A 14,897-nucleotide genomic window follows, 5' to 3' on the forward strand; every position below is an offset into this window, starting at 1 on the left:
GGTCACACGTACTGATGTCTTTCAAGCTGCTGTAACGACGGCACGGAAGCGCTGGCTTTGGCCCTTCGGGTGATTCGTAAAGCGGCCTTCCGGCTGTGTTGAACTGGCTTGACGTAGAATAACTACGCGCTGCACCAGTTCGCCTTGCGTAAGGCCGCTTTACGAACCACTGAGCTCATGATAAAACCTCAACAGCCCCTAGGGGTTATCCAAAACGGCGAGATTATAGCCTGACTGGTTTGGCAATGCATTGTGGAAATCCATAGTCCAGCTTGTAGCTATTGAGCTAGTGCCGCTAAGCGTTAATATCCATACAAGATAAGCATCTCGTTCCCAGTGTCCCCGCTGGGAATGCATACGGGTGTTCAACTTATTCAATAGATGTATGGATATTCACGCTTTCCTGCACTAGTGAACCTTCTTTAAAGGCACTTAATAACCGGTTCAGTACTGGACTGGGGACAGTTGCACTGGGCCAGGCCAACCCCACCTGGCGATAATCAGACATACCCTGAAATGGGCGCATTACCAGTTCCGGCCACTCGGCAACCATTCCTTCAGGAAGAAAGGAGACACCGGTTTCCGCCATAATCAGCATGGCCACCTGATGTTTGGTTTCCACTCTGGCAACAATATTTACCGCCATTCCCTGTTGTCCCAGTAAACCAAGGGTTCGCTGATGAGCCTCGCAGGGAGGGCAGATAATAAAGGGTTGATTGTTAAGGTGGGATAGAGTGATCAGCTCATGTGAAGACAGGGGGTGATTTTTATGGACACAGAATACATAGTTTTCATGCCACAAAGGTAAAAATAACTCATCCTGTTCTTTCATATTCTCCAGCAGGATTCTGGCATGGGCATCGGTAGATTGCGTGGTCAGATCCAGCTCAATCTCTGGCAGGATTTGATGAATTTTTTTGAAAACCCGGGCCAGATAACGTTGAGGGAGTTCTGGCATAACGGTTAGCCTTAATGCTTCTGTACTTTGCCTGCCCTGAAACAGGTTGGGAATACTATTCAGCTCACTAATCATATGCAGGGCCATGGGGTAGAGTTGCTCTGCCTGGGCTGTGGGTATAACGCCCTGCTTACTTCGGTTAAATAGCAGACAACCCAGTTCTTCTTCAAGCTGTCGCAGGCTGTTTGACAATGCGGGCTGGGAAATAAAACTTCGAACTGCCGCACCGGAAATGCTTCGCTCTTCATACACTGCTACAAACTGTTTCAGTAGTCTGATATCCACTCGGAAACTCCTATCCATAACCTGAGATTATGGATCTTCTAACTAAAAGGTATTTTATCCAGGGAGGCTGGAGGCTGTACATTTCATCGCCTGATCACTTTATTGGAATTGGAGGATGATTGTAATGGCTAAATCATTGGTGGTTGTAACAGGAGCAAGCTCAGGCATTGGTGAATCTATTGCCAGGCATTTTAGTGAACAGGGTCATGCACTTTTGCTGCTGGCCCGCAGGGTAGAAAAGCTGGAAGCACTGGGATTACCTGATACCTTATGCCGAAAGGTTGATGTAACAGACCGGCAGGCGCTGATTGATGCCATTGATGAAGCTGAACGTCAATATGGTCCTGTAGATTGTATGGTGAATAATGCCGGGGTGATGTTGTTAGGGCAAGCCCATGAACAGGCGCCGGATGAGTGGCAGAAAATGCTGGATGTGAACGTCATGGGAATGCTGAATGGCATTTATGGTGTCCTGGCAAAAATGAAAAGCCGCAAGCAGGGAACCATCATTAATATCAGCTCTATTGCAGGCATTAAAGGCTTCGCAAATCATATGGCCTATTGTGGTACCAAGTTTGCTGTTCACGGCTTAACAGAAACCCTGAGGGAAGAAGTGGCCATGGATGATGTTCGGGTAATCACCATCGCTCCCGGTGCTGTGGAGACAGAGCTGCTAAGTCATACCACCTCCGATGAAATCAAGGCGGGCTATGATAACTGGAAGGAAAGCATGGGCGGTGTGATCCGGGCAGAGGATATTGCCGGTTGTGTATTATTTGCCTATAACCAGCCACAGAATGTTTGTGTTCGGGAGATTGTGGTAGCAGCTACCAGGCAGCAGCCTTAATTTCTGTCTTTCTGGTAGATCAAACCCACTGGAATGATGTGTACCGGATTGAATCCTCCCCGCTATAGCTGTTGTTTAGTGGCTTGGTGGGGTGATTTTCTGCCCCCTTCCCTCTCCTGATACATTATCAGCACCTCACAGCCAAAATACACCAATTAAAATCAATATTGTGTTAGTCTCGCCTGTTGATCGTCATAAAGCGTTTATTATGTGATTTTATGAAGGAAGACATAGCAGTTTTAAAAGCCAAACTTAATATGGAAACCTCAGTAATTGCCTGGAAGGAGTTACAGCGCTTTTTTGCTTCGGGTATGGTTTTGAGGGTGGATGGGCAGCTCGATCTGGTTGAAGTGGGTTGCCAGATATCGCTTGATAATAAACAACAGGTTGAACAGTGGCTGATGGAAGGCAGTCTCAGGCAGGTACAAGACCAGGAGGCTCGCAAGTGGTTTGAGGAGGATACCGCACTTTGGGCTTTAGTGGTAAGACCATGGGTGCTGGTGCAGGATCGCACATGATAAAAATATCCAACAATGTAGAGATTGCTGACTCCGAAGTTGAAATTTCATTTATCAGGGCACAAGGGGCTGGCGGACAGAATGTAAACAAAGTATCCAGCGCCGTTCATTTGCGCTTTGATATCAACACCTCCTCACTGCCTGATTTTTACAAAGAGCGCCTATTAAAGCTAAGTGATCAGCGCATTACCTCTGATGGCGTTATCGTGATTAAGGCGCAGCGCTTTCGTACCCAGGATAAAAACCGTGAAGATGCCCTGGAGCGGCTGGTGGCTTTAATCCGCAGTGTATCTTTTGTGCCTAAAAAAAGGCGACCAACGAAACCCAGCCGTGCTGCTAAAAAGAAACGACTGGATCAAAAAAAGCAACGTGGGCAAATCAAGTCTATGAGGGGAAGGGTGAGTGAATAACATGATAGCCCGGAGACCGTTGTGATACCGGTAATAAATATAGTCAAAAAGCACAGGGGGATTGAAAGCCCTGTGCTTTTTTTCTGATTAGAGGGTTAGTTTTCGGAACAGGATGAAAAGTGCTCCGGGTTCACTTCCAGCAGCCTGGGTCTGCTGGAAGTACAGCTGTCTCCTACGAAAGGACACCGCGTTCTGAATACACAGCCACTGGGTGGCTTGATAGGAGAGGGCAGATCCCCTTCCAGCAATTGAATCTCCTTGTTCTTTTCCAGATCCGGGTCAGGGATGGGGACAGCGGAAAGCAACGCCTTGGTGTACGGATGGCGAGGGTTGTCGTACAATGGCTCGGCTTTGGCCATTTCCATTTCATTGCCAAGGTACATCACCAGCACTCTGTCGCTGATATGTTTGACCACACTGAGATCATGGGCAATAAAAACCAGGGACAGGCCCATTTCTTTTTGCAGTGTCTTCAGCAGGTTCACCACCTGAGCCTGGATAGAAACATCCAGGGCACTGACCGGTTCATCGCAGATTACCAGTTTGGGTTTCAGGATCAGCGCTCGGGCAATCCCGATTCGCTGACACTGGCCGCCGGAGAATTCGTGAGGATAGCGGTTGATCACATTGGATAGCAGACCCACTTTTGCCATCATCGCTCGCACTTGATTCAGCACTTCTTTCTTCGACAGTTCTGGCCGGTAGTTGCGCAATGGTTCGGCAATAATATCCCCGACTGTCATCCGGGGGTTCAACGAGGCCAGTGGGTCCTGAAAGATCATCTGGATATCCTGGCGAATGGCTCGCAGGTCATTGCTGGTGGCACCGGCAATATTATGGCCCCGCCAGAGGATTTCACCTTCTTTGACGGGTGCCAGGCCAATAATGGCCCGTGCCAGGGTAGACTTGCCACAGCCGGACTCACCCACAACCCCAAGGGTTTCCCTTTCATAGAGATCAAAGCTGACTCCATCCACCGCTTTTAAGGTGGGTATGGGTTCCCAGGGCCAGTTGCGGGCCTTGGGAATGGCAAAGTGAACCTTCAGGCTTTTAACAGACAGTATGGGTTGTTTACTCATGCAGCGCCCTCCCTGATAATATGGCCGATGGGTGGCTGGTTGAGGAAGCAAGCCTTTTTCCGGCCGTTATCGAAGGTTTCCAGCGGTGGCGTTTGCTGACGGCAGTGTGTCATCACATAGTCACAGCGATCCTGGAACGGGCAGCCCGTGGGCAGACTCAGTGGGTTGGGTGGATCGCCGGGAATAGTGGCCAATATTTCCCCTTCGGTATCCAGTCTTGGGATTGCTTTGAGCAGCCCTGCTGAGTAAGGGTGGCACGGGTCATAAAAGACGTCATTGGTGGTACCGTACTCCATGGTCCGGCCGGCATACATCACCAGCACCTTGTCACAGATACCTGCCACCACGCCGAGATCATGGGTGATCATAATAATGGCAGTATTAAATGGGTGAAAGTCTCATATTGACCACAACTAAACACTGCCACCTTTCTCAGGGAATGGTATGACATTGCTTGTAGCAGCCTTGGTGACTTTCTCGCAATAAGTTGCAGCAAATAACTTCCAGCCATTTTCAAACCAGTGGCTCTGAACTAATGACCGAAGCGTCAATATGCCCTGACCACCCGGATTTCTCCAGCGCATACCTGAGCACTTCATCCGCTGGGTAACCAAGGTTTTACAGGCTGCCTCTACCACACCAGAGCCGATCGGAAGGTTATTCGACAAGTGTTCAGCATAGCGCATACGCTGGCGATTTTTTCTGAAATACTCCAGCTCGGTCTTTAATTTTGAGCGGCGCGGATGCTTTTTATGCTGATAAGCCAGGGCTTTAATAATGCGCTCAACCCCATCAAGTTCCTCTTTGAGGACGTGTCGGTAAGTGACAAACTTTTCTTTGGACTTGATGCTGTTTTCTCCATAAGCCTGGTCAAATGCTTTCTTCAGGTGATCGGCTGCGTGGTAGTAATCAATAACCTCAACACCCGCTGGTAGTTCCCGGGAAAGGTATGACCAGTTGTCCTTGGCGCCATCAGCGACTTTGACCAGTGACAGCTGTGGCTTTTGTCGCAACGCTTCTTGCAATAGTGCTGACAAAGACTGCTTGAGTGTGAGTTTTTTAGTTTCTGGCATTCGTCCTATGCGGACTGTTGATAAACGCTCCCCCTGTTGATCGTAAAACGACAAAGTTCCGCAACTGGCCTCCTTGCAACCTGTTGGCCCTTGAGTCCGTTTGCCTTCAGAAGCGCTCCTGGCTCGCTTTTCTACTCGTTTGCCATCTTTCATGGGCAGCATAACGCCATCCAGGGAGGCGGCTACTGTGACCGCATTGGTGGGCACGTTAAGTTTCTCAATAAGCATCTCTTCAAAAGGCTCACGGTGCTGTTCCCACTGAGTATTAAATTGCCTGGGGAAACGAGCAAGACTGCTTTCTGAGGGAGACATACCTCCCATGAGATCAAGGAGGCTTTTTGCTTCACCGGGAGACATTTGAGCAACAACCCAGGCAGCTTGCTTTGCAGCCCGAGGCGTCCAGAAGCCTTCCACGATCCCGGCTTTCAACTCCATGGGCACGATACACGGCTCTTTGCCGTTACGGTAAAGTGTTCGCATAACCCGGACTGAACCAACCGCTGTCTGGTAGGTTTTATAACTGCGCAACACCTGCTTATAAGTGATCCCGCTGACCTCAATAGCTGGGGTATCAATATCAAGCTCAGCCAGCGCCTCTGCTAAAAAATCTTGCTGAGCTTGATTAAAGAGAGCATTAACGGTCTGCTCAAACTCTTCAAAGTGCCTGATAGGATTGCCAGACTCTCGCAGAGCCTGCAATTGGTGGCCTAACCGTTGAATCGCATCACAAGAAATGGTGGCGGCTTCAGTCCGTAGCTGACATACTTCCATGGGGCGGCCTCTCACTGGCAAGGTGTTGTGTGCTATCAACATCATACCTGTGATTGGCTGCCTTCTGTTTAAGCATTGAAAAAATAGCTGCCTACTACTTTCCCCGGTTGGCAAGCTGAAGAAGCTCGGTCAATTTGAGACTTTCACCCTATTAAATTCGCTCTTTAGTTCGTTCAGCAGTTCCATAATCTGGGCTTGAACGGTCACATCAAGGGCGGTGGTGGGTTCGTCGGCAATCAATAGTTTGGGATTGCAGAGTAATGCCATGGCGATCATCACACGCTGGCGCATGCCCCCGGAAAACTCATGGGGATACATGGCCATACGTTTGCGGGCTTCCGGCATTTTTACCGCATCGAGCATGCGTACCGACTCTTCAAAAGCAGCCTGTTTACCCATACCCTTATGGAGTTGCAGTACTTCCATAAGTTGAGAACCCACCTTCATATAAGGATTCAGGGAGGTCATGGGGTCCTGAAAGATCATGGCGATTTTTTCCGCACGGATGCAGTTCAGCTCCGCTTCCGGCAGGTTCAGAATCTCCTGCCCTTCAAACTTTGCGGAGCCTTCTATACGACCATTTTTGGCTAGTAGCCCTATCAGGGCAAAGGCGGTCTGGCTTTTGCCGGAACCGGATTCGCCCACAAGCCCCATTGTTTCCCCGGCAGCCAGGGAGAAGCTCAGGTTATTAACGGCAGTGACTTCACCATCAGGGGTACTGAATTTAATCTGCAGATTTTGAATATCCAGTAAATTCATAGGTTAGCGATCCTTGGGGTCCAGGGCATCCCGCAGCCCGTCACCGATAAAGTTAAAGCAGAACAGGGTGATTACGAGAAAGGAGGTGGGAAACACCAGTTGCCAGAGAGCCACTTCCATGGACATGGCACCTTCATTCACCAGGGCGCCCCAGCTGGTCATGGGTTCCTGTACTCCCAGACCCAGAAAGCTCAGGAAGGACTCAAACAGAATCATGCCGGGTACCAGCAGGGAAGCGTAAACCACCACAATACCCAGCAGGTTAGGGATCAAATGGCGCAGGATAATCTGCCGGGAGCTGGCACCGCAGATAATAGCAGCTTCCACAAATTCCTTGCTCTTCAGGCTCAGGGTCTGGCCCCGGACAATCCTTGCCATATCCAACCAGGACACCGCCCCAATGGCCACAAAGATCAGCAGGATAGAACGGCCAAAGAAGGTGATCATCAGAATCACCAGAAACATAAAGGGAAAGGATTGCAGGATTTCCAGGGTACGCATCATGATATTATCAGTTCGACCACCGAGAAATCCGGCCATGGCTCCATAAAGCGTACCGATAATGACGGCAACCAGCGCTCCCATGGCTCCCACCATAAAGGAGATACGGCCCCCTTCCAGGGTACGGACAAACAGGTCCCGCCCCAGGTGATCCGTACCGAAGAAATGGCCGGTTTCAAAAGACGGCGGTGCTGCCATATTGGCCCAGTCAATTTCATCGTAGGTAAACTGGCTTAGCCAGGAACCAAATACAATCAGCAGCAGGACTGCAAGCAGAACCCACAGGCTGACGACGGCTGCCTTATTGCTAAAAAAGCGGCGACGGGCATCAGCCCAGAGGCTGCGGCCTTCCACATCCAGTTCGTTGGAAAAGGCCTCCAGTGCATCTGCTTTCTCCTGACTGACCATGGAAGGGTTGATAGCAGAACTGTGTTTCATAATGGCTGTCATGAGCCCCCCAGACGAATTTTTGGATCAATCAGGCCATAGAGAATATCAACGATGGCCGTAAACAGAATGGTTAGTGCTCCGATAATGATGGTCAGCCCCAGTACCAGGGAATAGTCGCGGTTCAGTGCCCCATTAACAAAATGCTGGCCAATACCAGGCAGGCCAAACACAGCAATTCCCGCAGACTTGATTAAAGCCCTTAATAACAAGGGCTGTAGCTTGGTAGCCTCTTGCTAAAATCGCAGACTATCCGGTAGAATTTCACCACAATAATAATAACGATGCTCATGTTGTGCCGCTAACGAAACCAAGAACCATTGCTGAAAAACTGCTCAAAATAGTCTCTGATGAAGCGGGTCAAATTCCAGACTTTCGCAAGAAAAGCCAACATGACAAAATTGTCCTTCATGATGCGGTCATGAGTGGCCTGGCAGTCATGCACCTGAAATACCCTTCATTACTGGCTTTTGATCAGGATTGTGTCAATAACCCAGATAGGCTCAAGAACTTAAAGTCGATGTACAATGTCAGCTGTGTCCCCAGTGATACCTATCTGAGGGATCTGATTGACCCTATCGAAACACGCTATTTAAGGAAGTTCTTTACCCGCCTGTTTGCCTTTGTGCAACGATCTGGGCGGCTTAAGCAGTTCACTTATTTTGAGGAAGGGTATCTTGCGCCTATCGATGGTACGGGGCACTTTTGCTCAGGGAAGATTAGTTGTCCTGAGTGTTGTGTAAAAAAGCCAGGCAGCAAAAATCCGCAATACTACCATCAGTTACTGGCCTGCTGTCTGGTAAAGCCGGGCAAGAAAGAAGTATTACCTTTAATGCCTGAACCCATCATCAAACAAGTTGATGCGTCAAAGAATGATTGTGAGAAGGTAGCGCTCAAGCGGCTATTGGCGAATTTATCCAGAGAGCATCCGCACCTGCCACTGGTTCTGACTTTTGATGACCTGTACTCAGATGGACCGACCATCAAGTTGGTAAAGTCCTTTGGCTATAGCTTCATTATGGTGGCAAAGGATTCAACCCATGAGTCGTTATACCAGGCCGTCGATGAGCTGGATTGTGCAGACAAAGTGGTGCGCTATGAATATACCGATGATAAAGGGTTTACGCACTGGTTCCGGTTTGTGAATGGTGCCCCCATTAACAAGTCACACCCGGATGTGCTGGTTAACTTTCTCGAATATATAGAAATTGATCCAGAGGGCAACAAGAAGTACGTCAACACCTGGGTCACGGACATTGAGCTTTCAGCCGAGAACGTGAATAAATTCATGCGAGGAGCACGCGCTAAATGGAAAATTGAAAACGAAACGTTCAATACACTGAAAACACAGGGCTACCATCTCGAACACAATTACGGGCACGGAAAGCAGCATCTGGCCAGCAATCTGGCATGCCTGACTTTTACGGCCTTCCTCATCAACCAGATAGAACAACTGTCTTGCAAGCTCTTCCAGGAAGCGCTCAAGATAAAAAAGTCTAAAAAGGCATTCTGGCATGCCATACGAGGGCTGTTTGACTGGTTCTGCATTGATAACTGGACAGACGTATTTACAGCTATCATTGAAGGGCGAAGTGTGAGCTTGAAGTTGCTGACTGTCGATACGACATAGAGCGTTGATGTTAGCCCTGTGACCTGTGTTACCTGTCATTAAAACCGACTGCCGATATAGCAGCAGTCTGGCTCTGTTCATCCGCGATAAAATCATTTTTAATTAACTGAAAATGTGCCAGCCGGAATCTGGTTTGCGGGAATTGCTGGGCCAAACACTGTCTCAATCACCACCGAGCCGGTAATAATACCCACAAAGGCAGGCCCGAGATAAGAAACAATAGGCAGCATGGAGGGCTTCAGGGCATGTTTCAGGATAATGTAATGAGTGGGCAAGCCCTTGGCTTTAGCGGTTCGGATAAAGTTACTGTTCAGGGTTTCGATCATACTGGAGCGCATAATCCGGGCAATGGCTGCCATATACAGAATTGCCATGGCTGATACAGGCAGTACCATATTTTGCCAGCTGCCATCATTCCAGCCTCCGGCCGGTAACCAGTGCAAAGAAACCGAAAATGCCAGAACCAGCAGTGGAGCAATAACAAAAGAAGGCAGTACCACGCCAACCATAGAAAAAATCATGATGATGTAATCAAGCCAGGAGTTCTGTTTCAGTGCGGCAATGGTTCCGAGGGTGACACCACTGATAACTGTGACAATAAAGGCAGCGATACCAATGGTCATTGAAACTGGAAAGCTTTGTGCCACCAGTTCATTAACCGTGTAGTCCTTGTATTTGAAGGAAGGACCCAGATCACCGTGAACCAGATCCCACAGGTAGAAGGCGTATTGCTTCCACAGGGGTTCATTCAGGTGATACTTGGCTTCCAGGTTGGCCAGGATCTCCGGTGGCATATTAAAGTCCCCGGTAAAGGGACTGCCTGGCGCGGCCTGCATCAGGAAAAACGACAGAGTAACCTGAATCAACAATGTGGGAATGGCTATGGCCAGTCTTTTAACAACAAATTTGAGCATATATTGTTCTCTATTATGTTGACAGCCGGACTGTTGGAATTCTTAAGAGAGGCGTGACAGTCCGCTGGCATAATATCATTTTGACCTACAGCTTGATGTTGTCTGTAGCTATATCAGGCGGCAGGCGTGATTTTGCGCCCAATTTTTCATGATATATAGATCCCCTGTAAAGACATTTAAAATTATTTGTGAATATCTATATGGTTCTCGACTTTAGAGTTACCAAAGAACAATAGTACGATTTTCATCTGAAATCGGTTAATAGCAACCATCTCCAAACAAAATACAAAGATGGTTGCTATGCTCACTTCAGATCATAAAGAGATCCTCCGGGAGCTTGCCTTATATACAACGTTTCTTGCTTCAGCGCTATCCCCAACAGCAGTACCTACGTTCTGCGAACTTCTTTTTGGCTGCATGCTATCCGGGCAAGGCTTTGTCACTCAGGCGCTGTTATCTATTAATAACTTTCAATGCGTATGGAGCAGTTACCACCATTGGCTCTCTCAAGGCAAGTGGCGGTGGAGGAGCCTCGCATGCCGGCTCATTCAGCTGGTATGCTCAAAAGTACCACGGGGTGAACTTATCAACATTGGTCTTGATGATTGGGTGGTGGAGCGTTTTTCTGACAAGGCTCCCGCTTGCCGAACCCATCACCAGCACAGTAAAAAAAGGAACCGGCCAACGTATATCTGGGGACAATGCTGGGTATCCCTGGCTGTTGTATTTGAGCGGGCTAAAGATGAAGTATTTACTGCCATCCCTGTGCTTTCCTTTCCATCTCCTGCTTCAGGCAATGCCAGTAAGCTAAAAATCGCTGTTGCCATGCTAAAAGTAGTGAGGCAAGAGGTGAAGGTGCAAGGACTGCGCTTGCTGACAGACTGTTGGTATATGAACTGGACGCTAATGCAACCCGTTCTGGAAATGGGCTATGAAGTAGTAGGGCAAATCCCGTTAAACCGGGCATTGTATGCCTTACCGTTGGAGTCCACTGCAAAAAAACGTGGGCGACCCAAAAAGTATGGCATCAAAATGACGCCCCCGGAAGTGGAGAAGCTACCGGAATATCAAACAACCGTAAGAATATACGGCAGATTTCGAAAGATACGTTATCGCACCCGGGTATGTCGGGCTCGCTTCCTGAAAGGCCGCAAGGTTCGGGTTGTCTGGGGTCGGTTTGAAAATGATAAAGGACTGACAGAAAGCCGTATATTCATTGCAACCAATACTGGACTTGAAGGTATAGACATCCTTCGTATTTATGCGAAAAGATGGCCGGTTGAACCCATGTTTCAGCAAATTAAACATTCATTTGGTTGCCGCCAGTTATGGCAGCAAAAGCTGAGAACTCTGTTGCGGTGGATGCATCTGAAGATGGCTGGATACGCATTATTGCAACTGTTGACCGTCTGTAAAAATCAAGCAAGCGTGGGCATTTCAAGGATTCCTTGGCGGGATCAGGATACAACCACCGCTGGCATGCTAAGATTTGCACTCGCAGGAATTATCCCCAGATTACCTATTCGTGAGGGCTGGAACCGATATAGCCAAAAATATGAGTTCAATTTTAATAGTTTGACTGACGGAATAGTCAAAGAAAAGAAAAAAGCGGCATAAATAGCGGCAACAACGCAATAATCAAGAATAATACCGAATCTGAAAAAACGTTTGGATGTATTTTTGCACACAATTTTTAAAATATAACCAAACGTTCATGTCATACTAACTCTAAAGTTAAGCTTTTATCTTTACTGGCAAGATAAACATTGGAAACAACTTTAAACGAAACTCTACCATTATCCCCATCACAAACACATACCATCCCCTCTCTTAAAAAGCGTTGATTTAAAGCAGAGGAGCCATTAGCCATACTTAGCAGATCCTTAATCGTGTCCGGAATTGTAATACTTTCATAAAGTACTGGACAAGTCTTAAGCTCTAATTCCATCGCTCTGGCCATCATATCGCTCTTACTTATATACCGCTGAAGATCAATATCAAATATATTATAAATGTATAATTCATGCTCCATTAACTTATAAATATTACCCTCTATATTAGGGCCAACAATTTCTCCCTGAATAGCAATATTCTTCCCGCTTTCTTTAAGTTTATCCTCAAGTGAGTATTTTTCAGCGATCTTCCAATACCAGTTATGGTGATCTTGTGCAGGTCTTTCTAATTTCTTTGTTCTTGAACAAATACCAAACTCTCCATCCTTTATAAAATAGGTAACGCTTGTACCATTCAATTTTTCAGAAACAAAAAACATTAACCCTTTATAAGTATCAAAGCATTCTCCCAGATTCTGTACTCGCTCTTCACTTGCTGCACGAATAAAACCAGGAACTTTTGTTCCTTGACAATCCCCATCCAATGGTGTCTCGTATTTAGTCACCTTTAATATATCAGTGACATCATCTCCATGCTTGTAATCACAAACCTTTTCACCAAGCACAGCAATAGATAATATTGCTCCTTGCGTAAGGATTCCATTAATATTTTTAGTAGACACCCAATAACCATACCTCCCATCATCCAGGGTTTTTTCCTTATGTATGTTCGATTTTTTCAAAGATTCACCCAGATATGAAATTATATCTTTCGGTAAAAAAGAGTCTATTTCACAAAAAACAACAAGGTCACCCTTATTAAATTCACCTTCCTCCACAAGAGTTGTCCAGCCACCTATTCTTGCCAAACACTTTCCATTTAAAGGATAACCAGGAATATCTTTTTTCTTTAAAGTTTCATCAATAGAGGAAATTTCCTCAACCCGTCTAACAGAAGCAAGCTTTCTTTTTACCTGAATCCGTGAGTTCACTGTAGCCCAACTCCTCTGGATCAACCACAAAACGTAAGTTCCAAGTTAAAATGCACCCACTCTAATTTTCACCACCTGGGTGCATTTTTGTGAAACTGAAAATTGAACAATCACAGACGGAATTTTATACACCGGTCGCAGGGCTTTATTTCGTTGGTCATGCACTCAACAAAAAGACAGCGTTAAGCAAATCCCTGCGCAAAATAAAAAAAAGGCACCGTATCACTCATATCGACCTGATCAGAGCTTACTGCGGCCAACTGGCTCAGGGTAAAAGTGATTTTGATAATGTTGATAATAACCGGGATAACGACTGGTTCCGGTTGGCAATGGGCATTAAACAAATGCCTTCAGCCAGCCGCTTAAGACAGCGTTTCAATGAAGATGCCGCCCAACTGATTCCTTTCATCGAGGACAGCCTTACCGATGTCCTGGTTAATCTTCAGGTGCCCGTCACACCCCTTCCGAAAAAACTCGATAAGAAGCAGCACATACCACTGGATATCGACGTATTCCCTATGGATAACAGCAATACCAAAAAGGAGGGGGTCGAGTACACGTATAAAAAATTCTTTGGTTATGCCCCTATTGCCGCTTACTTTGGCTGCGAAGGCTGGTGCCTGGGATGTGAATTACGCCCAGGCTCTCAGCACTCCCAGAATGATTTTATTGGCTTTTTACAAGCAGTGCTGCACCGCAGCCGACGTTTGACCCGAGCGCCTATTCTGGTTCGCCTTGATAGTGGCCACGATGCTGAGGAATCGCGCCGGGAAATCGCCGGGTTCAAAGGTGTGAATCACATTATCAAGCTCAACCCAAGAAAGTATCACACCAAGGAACACTGGCTCCCCATTTTTGAAGAAAAGCAAGTCAAATGGGAGGAGTCGCGTCCAGGAAAGAGTTATGCGACACTCTCAACCGTCTATGAAACCAACTATGGTAACCAGCGTCTGATTATTCGCATTATCAAGCGTACCACTGATACTGTAGGGCAGAGATTTCTGACACCCGATTATGAGCTGGAAGGATGGTGGACAACACTCAGCGAAGCTGACTACAGCGATGATCAGATCATTAATCTTTATGAGGATCATGCGACCAGCGAGCAGTTTCACAGTGAGTTGAAGACTGATATGGATTTAGAGCGCCTGCCTTCAGGCAAGTTTGACACCAACGACCTGGTGATGTGTTTGGGTGCACTGGTCTATAACATTCTGCGCTACATGGGGCAGAGTTGCTTGCTCGGGCCAGATGCGCCGGTACGTCATAAAGCCAAACGACGCCGGTTAAAAACCGTGATACAGGAACTCATCTACCTGGCTGCCCGTCTTCTGAAAAAAGGACATCAATACCGGCTACGCTTTGGTCGTTACTGTCCTGGTTTCAGGTCTTTCCATCAATTAATAAGCCAGCATGCACTTTGTTGATTGAATAGCGAGATAGAAAAAAATGCCATAAATGAGAAAGTACTGTATTGATAACGGTAGGGCTTCTTTCAACCTGTCTTCAAGTTTGATGATATTTTGATCAGCATTTATGCTTAAAAACGACATAAAAACACTTCAATCAATAACCCGAGTTATTTTCAAAGGAAAAAATTAATCAGCACATTTTCAAAACTGCCGGGCAAATCAAGAAATCACGGATTCAGGTTTTTAGCAACCCAGTATCGACTGCTTTTCCAGCTCCACATTCAATCTCTGACCCATCACTTTCAAACATTGCATTGCCATGTATGGAAAAAGCCAGTATAACAATAATAAAATAACAATAAAAAGCTGATCGTTTCATAGTGGTAACCTATGGTTGTTTATCAATACCTATTCCTTCATTATGCAGCCCTCACTCCAGCCACAGCTTTTTTACTGGCTATTAACCCCT

The 14,897-nt window shown here is 46.9% G+C and carries 12 protein-coding genes and 3 pseudogenes; 6 read left to right on the forward strand and 9 right to left on the reverse strand.

The window, feature by feature from the left end; translation table 11 throughout:
* Nucleotides 1–370: 370 nt before the first annotated feature.
* Nucleotides 371–1,243, reverse strand: coding sequence for a LysR family transcriptional regulator (locus MJ595_RS10570; RefSeq protein ID WP_263322269.1), 873 nt, complete (start codon nt 1,241–1,243; stop codon nt 371–373).
* A 124-nt stretch (nt 1,244–1,367) separates the two neighbouring features.
* Here MJ595_RS10570 and MJ595_RS10575 point away from each other — a divergent pair, with 124 nt between their 5' ends.
* From MJ595_RS10575 to arfB, 3 genes are all read left to right on the forward strand, one after another.
* The gene (locus MJ595_RS10575; protein ID WP_263322270.1) at nt 1,368–2,090 is read left to right on the forward strand and encodes an SDR family oxidoreductase; all 723 of its coding nucleotides are present in this window, start codon (nt 1,368–1,370) and stop codon (nt 2,088–2,090) included.
* A gap of 218 nt (nt 2,091–2,308) precedes the next feature.
* On the forward strand, nt 2,309–2,608 hold the full coding sequence (locus tag MJ595_RS10580) for a DUF2288 domain-containing protein (RefSeq protein ID WP_263322271.1): 300 nt from the start codon (nt 2,309–2,311) through the stop codon (nt 2,606–2,608).
* Entirely contained in the window at nt 2,605–3,018 is a 414-nt protein-coding gene (arfB, locus tag MJ595_RS10585) for an alternative ribosome rescue aminoacyl-tRNA hydrolase ArfB (protein ID WP_263322272.1), read from the forward strand. Before MJ595_RS10580 ends, arfB begins: the two co-directional genes overlap by 4 nt.
* Nucleotides 3,019–3,113: 95 nt before the next feature.
* Here the strand turns inward: arfB and oppF are convergent, their stop codons facing one another.
* The 6 genes and pseudogenes from oppF to MJ595_RS10615 form a co-directional block, all read right to left on the reverse strand.
* Nucleotides 3,114–4,097: a murein tripeptide/oligopeptide ABC transporter ATP binding protein OppF gene (gene oppF, locus MJ595_RS10590; RefSeq protein WP_263322273.1), complete on the reverse strand. Its 984-nt coding sequence runs from the start codon at nt 4,095–4,097 to the stop codon at nt 3,114–3,116.
* A pseudogene (gene oppD, locus MJ595_RS10595) lies at nt 4,094–4,483 on the reverse strand (oligopeptide ABC transporter ATP-binding protein OppD); the annotation flags it as partial. The pseudogene oppD and the gene oppF, both read right to left, overlap by 4 nt.
* 27 nt (nt 4,484–4,510) lie before the next feature.
* Complete coding sequence (locus MJ595_RS10600; RefSeq protein WP_263078329.1) at nt 4,511–5,986, reverse strand: hypothetical protein; 1,476 nt, start codon at nt 5,984–5,986, stop codon at nt 4,511–4,513.
* Between the two features lie 105 nt (nt 5,987–6,091).
* A pseudogene (locus tag MJ595_RS10605) lies at nt 6,092–6,700 on the reverse strand (ATP-binding cassette domain-containing protein); the annotation flags it as partial.
* Between the two features lie 3 nt (nt 6,701–6,703).
* The gene (gene oppC / locus MJ595_RS10610; protein WP_263322492.1) at nt 6,704–7,639 is read right to left on the reverse strand and encodes an oligopeptide ABC transporter permease OppC; all 936 of its coding nucleotides are present in this window, start codon (nt 7,637–7,639) and stop codon (nt 6,704–6,706) included.
* A gap of 8 nt (nt 7,640–7,647) precedes the next feature.
* Nucleotides 7,648–7,818, reverse strand: a pseudogene (locus MJ595_RS10615) (ABC transporter permease subunit); the annotation flags it as partial.
* Nucleotides 7,819–7,943: 125 nt separating this feature from the next.
* On the opposite strand from MJ595_RS10615, the gene MJ595_RS10620 reads away from it, so the two are divergent.
* Nucleotides 7,944–9,278: a transposase gene (locus tag MJ595_RS10620; RefSeq protein ID WP_263078000.1), complete on the forward strand. Its 1,335-nt coding sequence runs from the start codon at nt 7,944–7,946 to the stop codon at nt 9,276–9,278.
* Nucleotides 9,279–9,376: 98 nt separating this feature from the next.
* Here MJ595_RS10620 and oppB read toward each other — a convergent pair whose 3' ends face one another.
* Nucleotides 9,377–10,192 carry an oligopeptide ABC transporter permease OppB gene (gene oppB / locus MJ595_RS10625; protein ID WP_263322274.1) on the reverse strand — a complete coding sequence of 272 codons (816 nt, stop codon included), beginning with the start codon at nt 10,190–10,192 and terminating at the stop codon, nt 9,377–9,379.
* Between the two features lie 291 nt (nt 10,193–10,483).
* Here oppB and MJ595_RS10630 point away from each other — a divergent pair, with 291 nt between their 5' ends.
* On the forward strand, nt 10,484–11,809 hold the full coding sequence (locus tag MJ595_RS10630) for a transposase (RefSeq protein ID WP_263078492.1): 1,326 nt from the start codon (nt 10,484–10,486) through the stop codon (nt 11,807–11,809).
* 100 nt (nt 11,810–11,909) lie between these two features.
* Here the strand turns inward: MJ595_RS10630 and MJ595_RS10635 are convergent, their stop codons facing one another.
* Nucleotides 11,910–13,016 (reverse strand): hypothetical protein, encoded by a 1,107-nt coding sequence (locus MJ595_RS10635; RefSeq protein ID WP_263322275.1) that lies wholly within the window; start codon nt 13,014–13,016, stop codon nt 11,910–11,912.
* Nucleotides 13,017–13,105: 89 nt separating this feature from the next.
* On the opposite strand from MJ595_RS10635, the gene MJ595_RS10640 reads away from it, so the two are divergent.
* The gene (locus MJ595_RS10640; protein ID WP_263078015.1) at nt 13,106–14,443 is read left to right on the forward strand and encodes an IS1380 family transposase; all 1,338 of its coding nucleotides are present in this window, start codon (nt 13,106–13,108) and stop codon (nt 14,441–14,443) included.
* The last annotated feature ends 454 nt before the right edge of the window (nt 14,444–14,897 follow it).

The organism is Endozoicomonas sp. Mp262, from assembly GCF_025643335.1.
Taxonomy (GTDB): Bacteria; Pseudomonadota; Gammaproteobacteria; order Pseudomonadales; family Endozoicomonadaceae; genus Endonucleibacter.

Excerpts from the sequence above, each read along its gene's own strand:
- MJ595_RS10575 (WP_263322270.1), top strand. The coding sequence starts at position 1,368 with ATGGCTAAATCATTGGTGGTTGTAACAGGAGCAAGCTCAGGCATTGGT.
- MJ595_RS10580 (WP_263322271.1), top strand. The coding sequence starts at position 2,309 with ATGAAGGAAGACATAGCAGTTTTAAAAGCCAAACTTAATATGGAAACC.
- arfB (WP_263322272.1), top strand. The coding sequence starts at position 2,605 with ATGATAAAAATATCCAACAATGTAGAGATTGCTGACTCCGAAGTTGAA.
- oppF (WP_263322273.1), bottom strand. The coding sequence starts at position 4,097 with ATGAGTAAACAACCCATACTGTCTGTTAAAAGCCTGAAGGTTCACTTT.
- MJ595_RS10600 (WP_263078329.1), bottom strand. The coding sequence starts at position 5,986 with ATGATGTTGATAGCACACAACACCTTGCCAGTGAGAGGCCGCCCCATG.
- oppC (WP_263322492.1), bottom strand. The coding sequence starts at position 7,639 with ATGAAACACAGTTCTGCTATCAACCCTTCCATGGTCAGTCAGGAGAAA.
- oppB (WP_263322274.1), bottom strand. The coding sequence starts at position 10,192 with ATGCTCAAATTTGTTGTTAAAAGACTGGCCATAGCCATTCCCACATTG.
- MJ595_RS10630 (WP_263078492.1), top strand. The coding sequence starts at position 10,484 with ATGGTTGCTATGCTCACTTCAGATCATAAAGAGATCCTCCGGGAGCTT.